Below are 15,377 nucleotides of genomic sequence, written 5' to 3' on the forward strand. Positions count from 1 at the left end.
ATTATAAACGGCAGTGAAGCCTTGGCTCCAGCGGGTAAAATACCGCCATGATTACACCGCAATTTATCCACCTTCGCCTGCATTCCGAGTATTCCATCGTCGATGGATTGGTACGGCTCGATGACATTATTCCAGCCGCGAAAAAAGATTTGCAACCCGCGCTGGCGCTGACCGACTTGGCGAACCTGTTCGGCATGATCAAGTTTTACAAGGCCGCACGCGAGAACGGCGTCAAGCCGATTGCCGGCTGCGATGTCTGGATCACCAATGAAGACGAGCGCGACAAACCGTCGCGCCTGTTGCTGCTGGTCAAGAATCGCAGCGGCTACTTGCAATTGTGCGAATTGTTGTCGAAGGCCTGGCTGACCAACCAGCACCGCGGCCGCGCCGAAATCCGCACCGAATGGTTGCAAGCACTGCAACAAGATGGCAGCAAGCCGGGGCTGATCGCCTTGTCCGGCGCGCATTTCGGCAATATTGGTCAAGCAATCGACAACGGCAATCTGGCAGCAGCCGAACGCCATGCAAAGCAGTGGGTCAGCATTTTCCCCGGGCATTTCTACATCGAAATCCAGCGCGCCGGTCAGCCCAACATGGAAGCCCATGTACGCCAAGCCGTCGCGCTGGCCGCCAAATTGCAACTGCCGGTGGTGGCGACGCACCCGATCCAGTTCCTGACGAAAGAGGAATTCATTGCCCACGAAGCGCGCACTTGCATTGCCGAAGGCGAGATGCTGGCCAATGCGCGCCGCGTCAAGCGCTTCAATGATTTGCAATGTTTCCAGACGCAAGACCAAATGGCTGCGCTGTTCGCCGATTTGCCGGTGGCGTTGCAAAATTCGGTTGAGATCGCCAAGCGCTGCAATCTGACGCTGGAACTGGGCCGGCCGCAGCTGCCGAATTTTCCGACGCCGGAAGGCATGACGATTGAGGAATTCCTGAAGACGGAATCGGAAGCCGGCCTTGAAAAGCGTCTGCTGCAACTGTACCCACTGGCAGAAAAACGCGAGCAGGAACGCACCCGCTACCAAGCCCGGTTGGCGTTCGAACTGAAGACCATCATCAACATGGGCTTCCCCGGTTACTTCCTGATCGTGGCCGAATTCATCCGCTGGGCCAAGGAAAATGGCGTGCCGGTCGGCCCCGGTCGCGGCTCTGGCGCCGGTTCGCTGGTGGCGTATTCGCTGCTGATTACCGACCTTGATCCGCTAGAGTACAACTTGTTGTTCGAGCGCTTCCTGAATCCGGAACGGGTATCGATGCCCGATTTCGATATCGATTTCTGTCAGGAAGGTCGCGACCGCGTGATTCAGCACGTGAAAGATTTGTACGGCAAGGACGCGGTGTCGCAGATCGCCACTTTCGGCACCATGGCGGCCAAAGGCGCGATTCGCGACGTCGGCCGCGTGCTCGATTTCGGCTACAACTTCTGCGACGGCATTTCCAAGCTGATCCCGTTCAAACCCGGCAAGCACGTGACGATTGCGGATGCGATCAAGGAAGAACCGCAACTGGCCGAACGGCAGGAAAACGAGGAAGAGGTCCAGCAACTGCTGGAGCTGGCGCAAAAAGTCGAAGGCATTGCCCGCAATATCGGCATGCACGCGGGCGGCGTGGTGATCGCGCCCGGCAAGCTGACCGATTTCTGCCCGCTGTACACGCAGGGCGGCGATTCCGGCGTGGTATCGCAATACGACAAGGACGACGTGGAAGCGGTCGGCTTGGTCAAGTTCGACTTTTTGGGTTTGACCACGCTGACGATTCTGGATCGCGCGGTGCGCTACATCAAGCAACTGGACCCGGCGATGGCCGATTTCAGCCTTGAAAAACTGCCGCTCAACGACCGCGCCTCGTATGAACTGTTGACTGCCGCCAAAACGGTTGCCGTGTTCCAGCTGGAAAGCCGCGGCATGCAAGGCATGCTGAAAGATGCGCGGCCCGATCGTTTCGAGGACATCATCGCGCTGGTGGCGCTGTATCGGCCGGGTCCGATGGATTTGATTCCGGACTTCTGCAAGCGCAAGCACGGCGAACGTTTCGATTATCCCGATCCGCGCACCGAAGGCATTCTGTCCGAAACCTACGGCATCATGGTGTATCAGGAGCAAGTGATGCAGATGGCGCAGGTGGTCGGCGGCTATTCGCTCGGCGGCGCCGATTTGCTGCGACGTGCGATGGGTAAAAAGAAGGCCGAGGAAATGGCGGAACACCGCCAAATTTTCCGCGACGGTGCGGCCAAGGATGGCTTGTCGGAAGCCAAGGCCGACGAGATTTTCGACTTGATGGAAAAATTTGCCGGCTACGGCTTCAACAAATCGCACGCCGCCGCTTACGCCCTGTTGTCGTATCACACCGCGTATCTGAAAGCGCACCACCCCGCCGCTTTCATGGCCGCCAACTTGTCGCTGGCGATGGATGACACCGACAAGATCAAGATTCTGGTCGCGGATGCGCTCGATATCTGTGGCCTGACGCTGTTGCCACCCGACATTAATTTGTCCGATTATCGCTTCACGCCAGAACGCGAAGCCGGCAAGAAAGCCGCCTTCATCCGCTACGGTCTGGGCGCGGTCAAGGGTTCCGGCCAGAATGCAATCGAGGCGATCGTCGCCGCCCGCATAGAATCCCCTTTTGTCGATTTATTCGATTTCTGCCTGCGAGTCGACAAGCGCCAGATCAACCGGCGCACCATCGAGTCGCTAATCCGCGCCGGCGCGTTCGACTGTTTCAAGGTCAATCGCGCCATTCTGCTGGCCTCGGTCGGACGCGCGATGGAAGCTGCCGGTCAAGCGCTGGCATCGATCAATCAGTCCAGCCTGTTCGGCGGCGACGACAGCGATCTGGTGGCGCCGCCGGAATACGTCAAGGTTGCGCCCTGGAGCGAAAAACAGAAACTGACCGAAGAAAAAGCCGCGCTCGGCTTTTGCCTGTCCGGCCACATGTTCGACGCCTACGCGACCGAAGCGCGCCAGTTCGCCCGCTCCAAATTAACCAATCTGGAACCGTCGCGCGATCCAAGACTGATGGCCGGCGTTATTTCGGCATTGCGCACCCAAATGACCCAGCGCGGCAAGATGATCATCATCACCCTCGATGACGGCAGCGCAACCGTAGATGTGACGGTCTACAGCGAAATTTATGATGCCAACAAAGGACTGTTCAAGGAAGACGAATTCCTGGCGGTGCACGGCAAGGTGTCGGAAGACCGTTTTTCGGGCGGGTTGCGGATTACTGCAGAGAAGGTAATGGATATCGCGGCGGCACGCATCCAGTTCGGGCAGCAGCTTGGCCTGTTCTTGCCGGCGACGGTGGCCTCGGCCCAGATTCAGGAAGTACTAGAACCGCACCGCGCCGAGAACGGCCTGCCGATTGCCGTGCGCGTGAAACCGGACGGCGTCGACTGTACGCTGCGCCTGGGCGACACATGGCGTGTGGCGCCGTCGGACGCGTTGCAGATAGCGCTTGAACAGGTGCTGGGCGCGCAACAGGTGGCGGTCGAATATTGAGCAATTTCGATTGCGCATGATGAAAGCTGCGCAAAAATTCTGATTGCGATGGATATAATGTGGCCCGGTTAATTTGAATGGAAGCAAATTTCGCCTGCATGCTTTTCGGGATGAACGGCAAATCAAGGATTTTTCAATGGTTGTTTACACGTCTTTCGCAGTCTTTCTTTTTTATGTAATTGCGCTCGTCATTCCCAGCGGATATTCAGTCGGTGCGGTGCTGCTGCTAGCTGGCAGCGTCGTCCTGCTGCCCAAGCGCGCCGAGATTAAACTGCAACGCAAGCTGCAACGCGAAGAACTGGCATTGATCTCGGTGCTGGCTTTTTATTTCCTGGCCGGCAGCCTTGCCAATGCAGTGCATGGAGCGCCGATCCGGGAATACGACAGTCCGATGCGCTTTCTGCTGGCAATTCCGGTGCTGCTCTTGCTGCGGGTTTTTCCACCGATTCCGCGTTTTTTTTGGGGCGGTCTGGCTGCCGGCGCAATTTCCTCCGGCCTATTCGCGGCATGGCAGTTTTTCTTAGTGGACAGCACGCGCGCAGCAGGATTCACTAATCCGATTCAGTTCGGCGACCTCAGCCTGTTGCTCGGAATTTTTTGCCTGGCCGGCCTGGGCTGGGCGGCTTCACAGCGCCGCTCCGTATTCTGGTTGAGTCTTTTATCGGGTGGGATCTGCCTGGGCTTGCTCGGCTCTTTGCTCAGCGGGAGCCGTGGCAGCTGGGTCAGCCTTCCGGTGGCGCTTCTGGTGGCCTACCGATGTTACGGCGGCGCGCTGAACAGACGTCATATCGCAGCCAGCCTTGCTGCCATGCTGGTGCTGTTTGGCGTCTTATATTCCATGCCCCAACTTCCGATGAAATCACGGGTAAAGCTGGCGGTCGCGGAAACGCAGGACTATTTTAAAACCGGCAACGCCGTGACTTCGACCGGCGCCCGGCTGGAGATGTGGCGCACCGGACTGTTGCTCTTTCCCGAGCGCCCGTGGCTGGGCTGGGGCAAGGAAGGCTATATGAAAGGGGCGGCGAGTCTGGTCGAGACAGGCAAGGTCAGGCTGATTCCGGGACAGCATAACCATCTGCATAACGAGTATCTCGATGCGCTGGTCAAGCGCGGCCTGCTCGGATTAATCGCGCTATTGGCTCTGTACCTGGTTCCGCTGGTGCTGTTCGCAAGACGGGTGACGAATCCCAACCAAGCAGTCCGCCCCTATGCGGTTGCGGGAGTGCTGTTGAGCGTCTGTTACATGTTCTTTGGACTGACGCAGTCTTTTCTGACGCACAATAACGGCGTCATGATCTTTGCATTCACGCTGGTCATACTCTGGTCGTTGCTGCGCGCGCAGGAAGACAGCGGCGCTGTTTATAGCGCAGTTCAGGCATCTGTTCATGGCGCCAATCACGGCGTACCCGTACCATAACCCCGGCCGCCGGCCGCCGGTAGCAAGCAACCCGCGTGTCGAATTTTTCAAAAGCCGCAAGCCACCGAGTCCTGCGAATCGATACCACAACAGACAGTGACGAAACGTTGAAAAAAATTTTATGACACAGCCACTCATCGCGCCGGAATTGCTCCGCAAATCGAACAAGATACTGTTCATCGCACATCTCGCGCTGGGAGATTTCACCTATCTCCAGAACTGCTTTCAGGCATTCTCGCAAGCCTATCCGCAGATCCAGATTGACTTGTGGGTGGACGAAGTGCGCCGCACGGGCGACGCTTCGCAATGGGAACACCTGAAAAAATATTCGCTCTACGACTGGGTCGCCGCCTGTCCGTTCTTCCACAAAATATATAAGCGCACTTACAGTCCGGAACTGTACCGGGAATCAATCCATGAAGCCCGCCAGGAGGCGTATCCGATCGTGGTGTCGCTAGCGACGCTGCGCCCGCAACGCTACGCCGCGCTGGCCCGGTCCATCGCCGGCGACGGCTTGGTGGTGGGGATGAAAGCGAGGGTTGGACTTTTTCAGCTGCATCATCTGCTGGGATACCGGAAGCTGGATCGTTTGATCCCGCCGTATTCAGTAGACAGGAGCAATCCGCAGCACATCAGCGATGTGTATGCCGACTGGTTCCGCCAATTGTGTGGAATCGAAATCCTGCCCGCAGCGCGGTTTCCGTTCGTGACGATTCCCGAGATGTGGCTGCACGAGGCAAATGACAAGCTGGCGACATGGGGCTTCGGCGATCGCAGCGGCAAACTCGTCTTCATCAATCCGTTCGCGAAGTCGAAGAAGCGTTGCTGGCCGCTGGAACGCGTGGCGGAACTGATCGCGGCCATGCGGCAACAGGAAAAATTCCGCGATGCCTGCTTCATCGTCAACGCAGCGCCCAATGAACTGGCCGGCGCGCGCAAGGTATTCGCCGCCTATGCGCTGCTGCGCACGGAACTGTTTTGCGCCGAAGACAATTTTTTCCAACTGCCCGCCATGTTGAAAAAGTGCGATCTGATCATCTCGGTCGAAACTGCGGTCATGCATCTGGCCAATGCGGTGCATGTGCCCGTAATCGCCCTGATGCGCCAGAAAAATCCGGAGTGGGTGCCAATCGACCACGACAACAGCACGCTCATCATGACCGCGCAGCGGCGCGAATGGGTCAAGGCGATCACCGTAGAACAAGTAATGAAAGACATCTGAATGAGCACTGAATCGAACGCACTATCTGAAGCGCACCGTCCTGCGGCCGATCCGTCGTTCCATATCGCATTTTGCGTCGACAACCATTATTTCCGCAGCATGGGTGCGACGATCACCTCCATTCTCGATAACAACCCGGGCGTTCACTTCACTTTCCATGTCTTCGCATTCTCGGTATCCGACCAGCAGCGTGAGCGCTTGCAGCAACTGGATCGGCAAGCGAACGTGCGCACGCAGCTTCACATCATCGATCCGGCCCTGTTCGATAAATTCACGCATTTCATCGAGTTTTCATATTACTCGCTGTCGATTTTCTCGCGCCTCATCATTCCAGCGGAATTGCAGGGCGTGACGGACAGGGTGCTGTACCTGGACGCGGACATCCTGTGCGTTGGCAAGCTCGATGAGCTCATCGAGATGGATATCGGCGCCGATATCGCGCTGGTCGTGCCCGATGCGGAAGAGACGACCCGGCGGCGCTGTGCTGCGCTGCAGCTCAAGCACCCGCGCTATTTCAATGGCGGCGTCATCTTCATCAATGTCGACAACTGGATCAGCAGCAACATCACGGAAGAAGCCATGCAGGCGCTTTTAAAGTTCGGCAAGAAATTGCGCTTCAACGATCAGGATGCGCTGAACATCGTGCTGGACGGACGAGCGCGCTTCATCGCGCCGAAATGGAATTACATCTACGACCTGATCCATGACCTGGACCGCAACATTACCCGGATGCGTCCGGTGGACGATGCGGTATTCATCCACTTCGCCGGCGCGGTCAAGCCGTGGACCGACTGGACCGGGCACGAATCGCGTGCCTTGTTCGTCAAATATCATGCACTGTCGCCATGGTCCGACATGGCGCTCGATCCGGCGCCGAGGAATTCCCGTGAAATGAGAATGCTGTCGCGCTTTCTACTGAAGCGCGGGAAGCTGCTGGACAGCGCACGCTGGTATCTGAAATATCTGAAGGCGAGGTCGCGCTGAGTGACGCCGCGCATCGCCAACATTACTGTTACTGCAGGTCATTCAACTCGGCACAAACCTGATGACTTTCCTGTTCAAGGCGCTTGTGCCTGTATAAAAAAGAGAACTAATGGAAAATAGTGCTGTCATCAAACGCTTGCTGAAGATTATCCGGCCATACCGGTCGCGCGCGTTGCTGGCGCTACTGGCGATGGCCGGCACCGCCAGCACCCAGCCGATGCTGGTCAAAGCGATGGAGGCCTTGATCGATAGCGGCTTTGGCGAGCAACGGGTTGCATTTAGCCTGTGGTTGGTGCCTGCGATCCTGATCTCGATTTTTGCGCTACGTGGCATCTTCACATTTTCGACCGCCTATCTGAACAACTGGGTGATCAGCCGCACGCTCAACGATTTGCGGCGCGGGATGTTCGACCGCCTGCTGCGTCTGCCGGTGGCGCGCTTTGACCAGGAGTCGACCGGCACCTTGATCAACACGATCATAGGCGATGTGCGTCAGGTAGTTGACATGGTCAACTCGGTGTTCCTGGCCTTTGTGCGCGACACGTTGTCGGTGATCGGCTTGCTGACCACCCTGTTTTATCTGAACTGGCGTCTGACGCTGGTCGCACTCGTCATCGTGCCGCTCACCGCCGGCATCGTGCGGCTGACAACAGGCCGCTTGCGCCGCCTGAACCGCGAAAACCAGCGCGTCACCGGCGAGATGACGCAAGTGGTGGAAGAAGCGGCGCGCGGCCATCAAGTGATCCGGGTATTTTCCGGCGAGCGCTATGAGCGCCAGCGCTTCGAAGCACGCAGCGAAGCGTTGCGCGGCTTTTCGCAGCGCATGACGGTCGCCGCTGCGGCGACAGTACCGGTGACGCAAATCGCGACCGCGGTGGCAGTTTCCGTGGTGATTGTGCTGGCGCTGCAGCAAAAAATGACGCCGGGCGAATTTACCGCGTTCATCACCAGCATGTTGATGCTGCTGGCGCCGCTCAAAAGTCTGGTCGAGGTCAACGGTCCCCTGCAGCGCGGGATGGCCGCAGCTGAAACGGTGTTCGCGATGATGGATGCGCCGGTCGAAGCCGACCCTGGCACCAAAGTGCTGGGACGCGTGCGCGGGCATCTGCACTTCGACCAAGTTTCATTTGCCTACTCGCCTACGAGCCCACCGGCGCTGACCGACGTCACGCTCGACATCGCGCCGGGCGAAACGATTGCGCTAGTCGGCACCTCCGGCGGCGGCAAGTCCACCATGGTCAATCTGGTGACGCGTTTTTATGCGCCCACTTCCGGCCGGATATCGCTTGATGGCATTCCGTTTGATGAACTCACTCTGACCAGCTTGCGCGCACAACTGGCGATGGTCAGCCAAAACGTAGTCCTGTTCGACGACACGCTGGGCGCCAATATCGCTTACGGCGCCGAACATGTGGACCGGAAAAAACTGGCCGCGGCCGTCAAGGCGGCGCATCTGAGCGACGTCGTGGCTGCGCTGCCGGACGGGCTGGAGACAATGATCGGCGAGAACGGCATGCGCCTGTCCGGTGGCCAACGGCAGCGTGTGGCGATTGCACGGGCGATTTACAAGGATGCGCCGATCCTGATTCTGGATGAAGCGACTTCCGCGCTGGACTCGGAGTCCGAGCGCGCGGTGCAGGCTGCGCTGGACCAGTTGATGCAAGGCCGCACCACGCTGGTGATCGCGCACCGGCTGTCAACGATTGAACGCGCTGATCGGATTGCGGTACTGGCCAACGGTCACATCGTTGAAATAGGGTCCCATCATGACCTGCTTGCCACAAATGGCGTCTACGCCAATCTGTATCATTTGCAATTCGCAGACAAAGCCGCCCAGTGAACAGCAGAACTCCAATCTGCGGTTGCGCGGTGCCGCACATGGATTCGACAACAAAAATATCCGGGCAATCACAATTCCCAAGTAGCGCGAATGCGCGCTGGAGCATCACGATTGCATGCGGAATGTGACGCCAGCAACGATATGCGCATTTGGTTACAGCCTCAGACATACCAATTTGTAGCGCGCGACGCCTTTCTGATCTGATATCATTCTCAAAAAATTGTATTTAAGCAATCAAAACGAGACTATAAAAATGACCATGCAGCGCATTACAGACTTCGTCTGGCACCGACTGACCGGCCTGATGCCGGGAGAACTTCAACAGGCAGAACTGGGCTGGCTGGCGTCACCCCATCCGCATCTGAGCTTGCTGGCGCGGCGCCGCGCGACCATGATCGTCAACCGGGTGCGCCTGTTCGCATTCCTGTTCGCGGTCTTGACGCCGCTCTGGAGCGTGGTCGATCTGGTCGTCTTTCCCTTTCCGCTGTGGCTCAACCTGGCTCTGATGCGGCTGCTGGCATGTGCTGCCTTCGCCAGCCTGTTGCTGTATTACCGGCCCAACGGCGACCTGTTCGATGCCTACCGCGCGATGGCGCTGCTGTTTGCCATCCCGACCGCTTTTTATGTCGCTTCCTATGCGCTGCTCGGCCACTACCAGTTGACCGGCATCTCGGCCGCAATCGGCGCCGGTTATGCCTTTTTGCCGTTCGTGCTGCTGGCCGGACTAGCCATCTTTCCGCTCACCCTGCTGGAAAATCTGGTGATCGCCAGCCCGATCCTGATCGCCCAAGGTATCGCCGGTTCGCTGCGTTGGGTCACGCTGGACTGGCCGTCGTTCGCCGGCGCTTTCTGGCTGCTGGTGCTGATCACCGGCGTCTCGACGCTGGCCGGCATGAGCCAGCTGGCGTTCATGATCGCTCTGGTGCGCCAGGCCATCCGTGACCCGCTGACCGGGGTTTTTTCACGCTGCAGCGGCGAGGAAGTGCTGGAACTGCAGTACACCATCGCCAGCCGCAGCAATGCAGCGCTGGCGGTAGCCTTCATCGATCTGGATCACTTCAAAAGCATCAACGATAGCTTCGGTCACGAAGCGGGCGACAAGGCGCTGCTCGACATGACCGCTATCGTCAGCAACAATCTGCGCGGTGGCGATATGCTGGCGCGCTGGGGCGGCGAGGAATTTGTGCTGATCATGCCCAACACCGATCTGATGCAGGCGGAAGCGGCGCTGTTGCGACTGCGCAGTATTGGTTTCGGCATCCGTCCAGACAGTACGCCGCTGACCGCCAGCATCGGTATCGCCGAGCGCAGCGCCGATCTGACCACAGACTGGAAAGCGTTGATCGAGTTGGCCGACCAGCGCATGTACCTGGCCAAACAAGGCGGACGCGATCGGGTATTTAGCCAGCATGCGCAGATAGTTGCGCTCACTCAATAAGGCTGTGAACGCCGCATGACGATAGCTTCTCTCCTGTTCCCTGATTTCTCCCTGATCCTGCTCGGTTTTCTGCTCAAGCGCTGCATGCGTTGGGGCGATGATTTCTGGCCGGGCGTGGACCGGCTGGTGTATTTCATCCTGTTTCCGGCGCTGTTGTTCTATTCGACCGCACGCACACCATTTGATTTCCATGCCACCGGCAATCTGCTGGTAGTAAGTCTGGCGGCCTGCTGCAGCGGTATCGCGCTGGGCTGGCTGGCGAAGCCTTTGTTCCAGTCGAAACCGATGATTTTCGAGTCGGGCGTGCAAACCGCCTTCCGCTTCAACTCGTATATCGGGCTGGCGGTGGCGTCGCGGCTGGCGGGTGAGCAAGGCACGGCTTTGATGGCGCTGATCATCGGTTTTGCAGTGCCGCTGTGCAATATGGCGGCAGTGCATGCGCTGGTGCACAAGAATGGCGGCCTGCTTAAGGAGCTGGCTAAAAATCCGCTGCTGCTGGCGACTGCCGCCGGGACGCTGTGCAATCTGGCCGGCGTGGCGCTGCCGGACGTGCTGGGCGCGACGCTGGCGCGACTCGGCAACGCCTCGATTGCGCTGGGGCTGATCGCAGTGGGCGCCGGTTTGCAGCTATCCGGCCTGCACGCATCCAAAGGGATCGCGGCGTATTTCATCGGCGTTAAATTGCTGGCGGTGCCGGCGCTGGCTTTCGGGCTCGGAACTTGGCTGCGTCTGCCGCCGCTGCAATTGCAAATGGCGGTGATGTTTTGCGCATTGCCGACCGCATCGAGCGCCTATGTGCTGGCCAGCCGGCTGGGCGGCAACGGGCCGTTTGTGGCATTCCTGATTTCGGCAGGAACCGTGTTATCGGTATTGAGCCTGCCGCTCTGGCTGGCCCTGGTGCATTAGTCGCACATTCCCGCCGGGCGCTTTCGCAAGTCATATACAGCCATATACAGGACAGGGTATTTTAAATTACCGCCTGAATATATGCGGTAATCAGATATATTCGAGCCATACTCCCCTGCAATATATTGCAACGGAACATCTGCGCGTGATGATCAGGTGCGCGGCGAGCGCACCTGCAGCCGCCGCGATTATTAGCAACATCGTTAGCAACAATCGTTAGCAACAACCGTCAGCAGCAGCGCCCGACCTTGCCATTGCCGCCGTAACGCGCCTCTTGCCGTTCGCGGAAAAACTCCTCGTACGACATCATCGGCAAGTCAGGATGCGTCGCTTCCATATGCGTGACATAGGTGCTGTACTCGGGCAAGCCGACCATCAGTCGCATCGATTGCCCGAGATAGCGCCCGGCTTTGGCAATTTCATCGAACATCAGACTTGCGGCATTGCGCTGGCCGGCAATGTCTCAAATGGCGTCTCTTTGGAAGTAGCCTTGCCCGCAGCGCGCGCCACCAGCACCGTCCGGATGCCGAACACCAGCATACTGAGCAGCACCAGCATGAAGAAACCACTCAGTGCGGCATCCAGGTAATCGTTGAAGATCACTTGCTGCATTTGCTCGATCGATTTGGCCGGCGCCAGCAGTTTGCCCTCGTCGAGTGCGGTCTTGAACTTGCCGGCGTGCGCCAGGAAGCCCACGCGCGGATTGGCATCAAACATCTTTTGCCAGCCGGCGGTCAGCGTACAGATCAAGATCCAGAAGGTTGGCAGGATGGTGACCCAGGCGAAACGGTCGCGCTTCATCTTGAACAGCACGCAAGTGCCGAGAATCAATGCGATGCCGGCCAGCATCTGGTTGGCAATGCCGAACAGCGGCCACAAGGTATTGATCCCGCCCAGCGGATCGACCACGCCCTGATACAGGAAATATCCCCAAGCGGCAACGCACAGAGCGGTTGCAGTCAGGCTGGCCACCAGCGAATCGGTACGCTTCATCGATGGCGCGAAGGTGCCGAGCAAATCCTGCAACATGAAGCGCCCGGCGCGAGTACCCGCATCGACTGCGGTCAGAATGAACAGTGCCTCGAACAAAATCGCGAAGTGGTACCAGAACGCCATCATCGCCTTGCCGCCGGTAAAGCCCGACAATATCTGAGACATCCCGACCGCCAGGGTCGGTGCGCCGCCGGCACGCGAGATGATGGATTTCTCGCCGACATCCAGCGCGGTTTGCGTCAGCATCTCCGGCGTGACATAAAAACCCCATTGCGAAATCGCTTGCGCAGCAGATTCAGCAGTGCTGCCGATCAGCGCGGCCGGGCTGTTCATCGCAAAATACACGCCGGGCTCGATAGTCGAAGCGGCAACCAGCGCCATCATCGCCACAAACGATTCCATCAGCATCGCACCGTAACCGATGAAGCGCGCATGACTCTCGTTTTCGATCATCTTGGGCGTGGTGCCGGATGCAATCAGCGCATGGAAACCGGACACCGCGCCGCAGGCGATCGTGATGAACAGGAACGGGAACAGGCTGCCGGACCAGACCGGGCCGGAGCCATCCACAAACTGCGTGAAGGCCGGCATCTTCAGGTGCGGCGAAAGGAACATGATGCCGACCGCGAGACCGACGATGGTGCCGATTTTCAGGAAAGTGGACAGATAATCACGCGGCGCCAGCAGCAGCCAGACCGGCAACACGGACGCGACGAAGCCATAACCGATCAGCATCCAGGTCAATTCCTTGCCACTGAAGGTAAACATCGCGGCCAGCGCCGGAATTTCCTGCACATATTGCCCGCCGATAATGGCCAGCATCAGCAGCACGAAGCCGATCAGCGACACTTCCCCAATGCGCCCGACACGGATATAACGGGTGTACACGCCCATGAGCAGCGCGATCGGGATCGTCGCAATCACGGTAAAGCTGCCCCACGGCGAATCGGTCAACGCCTTGACCACGATCAGCGCCAGCACCGCCAGGATGATGACCATGATCATGAAGGTTCCGAACAAGGCGATCACGCCCGGCACCTGGCCCAATTCGGACTTGATCAGATCGCCCAGCGAGCGGCCGTCGCGCCGCATCGAAATGAACAGCACGATGAAATCCTGCACCGCGCCGGCGAACACGACGCCGGCCAGAATCCACAGCATGCCGGGCATATAGCCCATCTGGGCCGCCAGCACCGGGCCAACCAAAGGGCCGGCCCCGGCAATCGCGGCAAAATGATGGCCGAACAACACATATTTGTTGGTTGGCACGAAATCCAGGCCGTCGTTGAACTTGTGCGCGGGCGTCATGCGATTGGCGTCCAGTCCCAAAACGCGGTTGGCGATGAACAGGCTGTAAAAGCGGTACGCGATCAGATAGACGCAGACCGATGCGATGACGATCCAGACCGCGCTGATGGATTCGCCGTGTTCCAAGGCGATCAGGCCACATGCGAATGCACCGACGATGGCGAGCGCGAACCAGCCAAGTTTACTGGCGAGATGATGCATTGTCTTCCTCCAAAATGGGATGAATTATTGTTTTTCAAATGCAAAAAACCGCGCTTCAAAAGGTTTTTTTTGAGCGTTTTGCGACTTGTTGCACAGTATTTGGCATAGGGCTTTCGTTCGCAAGCGCGGAACTACGTAAAACGCATGCGTAGTACTACGCAGAAGGTCGGGACGAATTAGCTGTAAAGTAGCGCCATGAAATTACGGCAAAAAATCATATTGCTTGCCATCGCGCCGCTTATTCTGGCTCTATGTGCAATTGCGATTGCGGTGCGCCAACAGGCAACCGCATTGGGACAACAACAGCGCGCCACGATCCAGAGCGCGTATCTGGCGACCAAGAAAGCCGAACTGACCCACTACGTCAGTCTGGCAACGCGTTCGATTGCGCACCTGTACGAGTCAGGCCGAACCGATAGCGCCACGCTGGATGAAGCCAAAGCCATTCTGGCAAAGCTCGATTACGGGCATGACGGCTATTTCTTCGTCTACGATTTGCAAGGCAAAAACATCATGCATCCGCGCCAGCCGGAATTGGTCGGTCAGAACTTATGGAATATGAAAGATGCCGATGGCAAACCGACGATCCAGAATCTGATTAGTCGTGCCAACGAAGGCGGTGGTTTCGTCCGTTATCAGTGGGTAAAACCGTCCAGCCACAATACGGCTCTCAAACTCGGATACGTGGTTGCGCTGCCGCGCTGGGGCTGGATACTGGGCACCGGCATTTATCTGGACGATGTGGATGAGGCGCTGGCAAAAATCGATGCGCAAGTCTCGGGCAATATCCAGAACACGATGCTCTGGATCGCCGCGATAGCAACCTTGAGCGCGGTTGCAGTGGCGCTGTCAGGCCTGGTGTTGAACATCAGCGAGCATCGCGTGGCCGATGCCAAGCTCAAGGTGCTGGCGCAACGCGTGGTCCATTCGCAAGAGGAAGAACGCGCCAGATTGTCGCGCGATTTACATGACGGCATCAGCCAATGGCTGGTTTCGATCAAATTACAAATCGAGGCCGGCATCATCAAACTGGCGGGAACGCCCGAACAATCCATTGCGGCGCGGCGCACGTTCGAGCGCACGGCGGCGCAACTCAATGACGTCCTGGGCGAGGTCCGCCGGATTTCACACGACCTGCGCCCGGCGATTCTGGACGACCTCGGTTTGGCGGCAGCGCTAAAGCATCTGGTGCATGAATTCATCGCGCATGCCGCCACCCCGACCGACTTCAATGCCACCGGCACCACGGACGGCTTGCCCGATGTCGCCAATACGGTGCTGTTTCGGATTGCCCAGGAGGCGCTGACCAATATCGAGCGCCACGCTAGCGCCGGCCAGATATCGATACGGCTGGAAGGTAATTCGCGCTGCGTCACGCTGGTCGTCTGCGACGATGGCGTTGGTTTCGACGTCGATCATATCGACGGCCACCCGAAGCGCGGCATCGGCTTGCGCAACATGACAGAGCGACTGGAAGCTGTCGGCGGAAAGTTAAGTCTCACCTCGTCACCCAACGGCACCACGGTGCAGGCCTCCGTGCTGCGACACTAACTCTCTACCAT

At 58.2% G+C, this 15,377-nt stretch carries 10 protein-coding genes; 8 read left to right on the forward strand and 2 right to left on the reverse strand.

The features are described from left to right. Positions 1 to 47: 47 nt before the first annotated feature. From dnaE to KGFNPO_RS10875, 7 genes are all read left to right on the forward strand, one after another. Positions 48 to 3,506: a DNA polymerase III subunit alpha gene (gene dnaE / locus KGFNPO_RS10845; protein WP_472631296.1), complete on the forward strand. Its 3,459-nt coding sequence runs from the start codon at positions 48 to 50 to the stop codon at positions 3,504 to 3,506. Between the two features lie 136 nt (positions 3,507 to 3,642). Then, positions 3,643 to 4,923, forward strand: coding sequence for an O-antigen ligase family protein (locus tag KGFNPO_RS10850; protein ID WP_472631297.1), 1,281 nt, complete (start codon positions 3,643 to 3,645; stop codon positions 4,921 to 4,923). Positions 4,924 to 5,044: 121 nt separating this feature from the next. Beyond that, the gene (locus KGFNPO_RS10855) at positions 5,045 to 6,145 is read left to right on the forward strand and encodes a glycosyltransferase family 9 protein (RefSeq protein ID WP_472631298.1); all 1,101 of its coding nucleotides are present in this window, start codon (positions 5,045 to 5,047) and stop codon (positions 6,143 to 6,145) included. Beyond that, complete coding sequence (locus tag KGFNPO_RS10860; protein ID WP_472631299.1) at positions 6,146 to 7,129, forward strand: glycosyltransferase family 8 protein; 984 nt, start codon at positions 6,146 to 6,148, stop codon at positions 7,127 to 7,129. A gap of 109 nt (positions 7,130 to 7,238) precedes the next feature. After that, positions 7,239 to 8,969, forward strand: a complete 1,731-nt coding sequence (gene msbA, locus KGFNPO_RS10865) for a lipid A export permease/ATP-binding protein MsbA (protein ID WP_472631300.1) — start codon at positions 7,239 to 7,241, stop codon at positions 8,967 to 8,969. A 259-nt stretch (positions 8,970 to 9,228) separates the two neighbouring features. Next, on the forward strand, positions 9,229 to 10,407 hold the full coding sequence (locus KGFNPO_RS10870; protein ID WP_472631301.1) for a GGDEF domain-containing protein: 1,179 nt from the start codon (positions 9,229 to 9,231) through the stop codon (positions 10,405 to 10,407). Between the two features lie 15 nt (positions 10,408 to 10,422). After that, positions 10,423 to 11,313, forward strand: a complete 891-nt coding sequence (locus tag KGFNPO_RS10875; protein WP_472631302.1) for an AEC family transporter — start codon at positions 10,423 to 10,425, stop codon at positions 11,311 to 11,313. A gap of 229 nt (positions 11,314 to 11,542) precedes the next feature. Here KGFNPO_RS10875 and KGFNPO_RS10880 read toward each other — a convergent pair whose 3' ends face one another. Both KGFNPO_RS10880 and KGFNPO_RS10885 read right to left on the reverse strand, forming a co-directional pair. Beyond that, positions 11,543 to 11,743 (reverse strand): YbdD/YjiX family protein, encoded by a 201-nt coding sequence (locus KGFNPO_RS10880; RefSeq protein ID WP_472613046.1) that lies wholly within the window; start codon positions 11,741 to 11,743, stop codon positions 11,543 to 11,545. After that, the gene (locus KGFNPO_RS10885; RefSeq protein WP_472631303.1) at positions 11,743 to 13,815 is read right to left on the reverse strand and encodes a carbon starvation CstA family protein; all 2,073 of its coding nucleotides are present in this window, start codon (positions 13,813 to 13,815) and stop codon (positions 11,743 to 11,745) included. Before KGFNPO_RS10885 ends, KGFNPO_RS10880 begins: the two co-directional genes overlap by 1 nt. Before the next feature lie 195 nt (positions 13,816 to 14,010). On the opposite strand from KGFNPO_RS10885, the gene KGFNPO_RS10890 reads away from it, so the two are divergent. Continuing rightward, on the forward strand, positions 14,011 to 15,366 hold the full coding sequence (locus tag KGFNPO_RS10890) for a cache domain-containing protein (protein ID WP_472631304.1): 1,356 nt from the start codon (positions 14,011 to 14,013) through the stop codon (positions 15,364 to 15,366). Positions 15,367 to 15,377: the final 11 nt, after the last annotated feature.

Source organism: Gelidimonas diazotrophica (assembly GCF_055694025.1).

Excerpts from the sequence above, each read along its gene's own strand:
- KGFNPO_RS10855 (WP_472631298.1), top strand. The coding sequence starts at position 5,045 with ATGACACAGCCACTCATCGCGCCGGAATTGCTCCGCAAATCGAACAAG.
- msbA (WP_472631300.1), top strand. The coding sequence starts at position 7,239 with ATGGAAAATAGTGCTGTCATCAAACGCTTGCTGAAGATTATCCGGCCA.
- KGFNPO_RS10860 (WP_472631299.1), top strand. The coding sequence starts at position 6,146 with ATGAGCACTGAATCGAACGCACTATCTGAAGCGCACCGTCCTGCGGCC.
- KGFNPO_RS10850 (WP_472631297.1), top strand. The coding sequence starts at position 3,643 with ATGGTTGTTTACACGTCTTTCGCAGTCTTTCTTTTTTATGTAATTGCG.
- KGFNPO_RS10875 (WP_472631302.1), top strand. The coding sequence starts at position 10,423 with ATGACGATAGCTTCTCTCCTGTTCCCTGATTTCTCCCTGATCCTGCTC.
- KGFNPO_RS10885 (WP_472631303.1), bottom strand. The coding sequence starts at position 13,815 with ATGCATCATCTCGCCAGTAAACTTGGCTGGTTCGCGCTCGCCATCGTC.
- dnaE (WP_472631296.1), top strand. The coding sequence starts at position 48 with ATGATTACACCGCAATTTATCCACCTTCGCCTGCATTCCGAGTATTCC.
- KGFNPO_RS10890 (WP_472631304.1), top strand. The coding sequence starts at position 14,011 with ATGAAATTACGGCAAAAAATCATATTGCTTGCCATCGCGCCGCTTATT.
- KGFNPO_RS10880 (WP_472613046.1), bottom strand. The coding sequence starts at position 11,743 with ATGTTCGATGAAATTGCCAAAGCCGGGCGCTATCTCGGGCAATCGATG.
- KGFNPO_RS10870 (WP_472631301.1), top strand. The coding sequence starts at position 9,229 with ATGCAGCGCATTACAGACTTCGTCTGGCACCGACTGACCGGCCTGATG.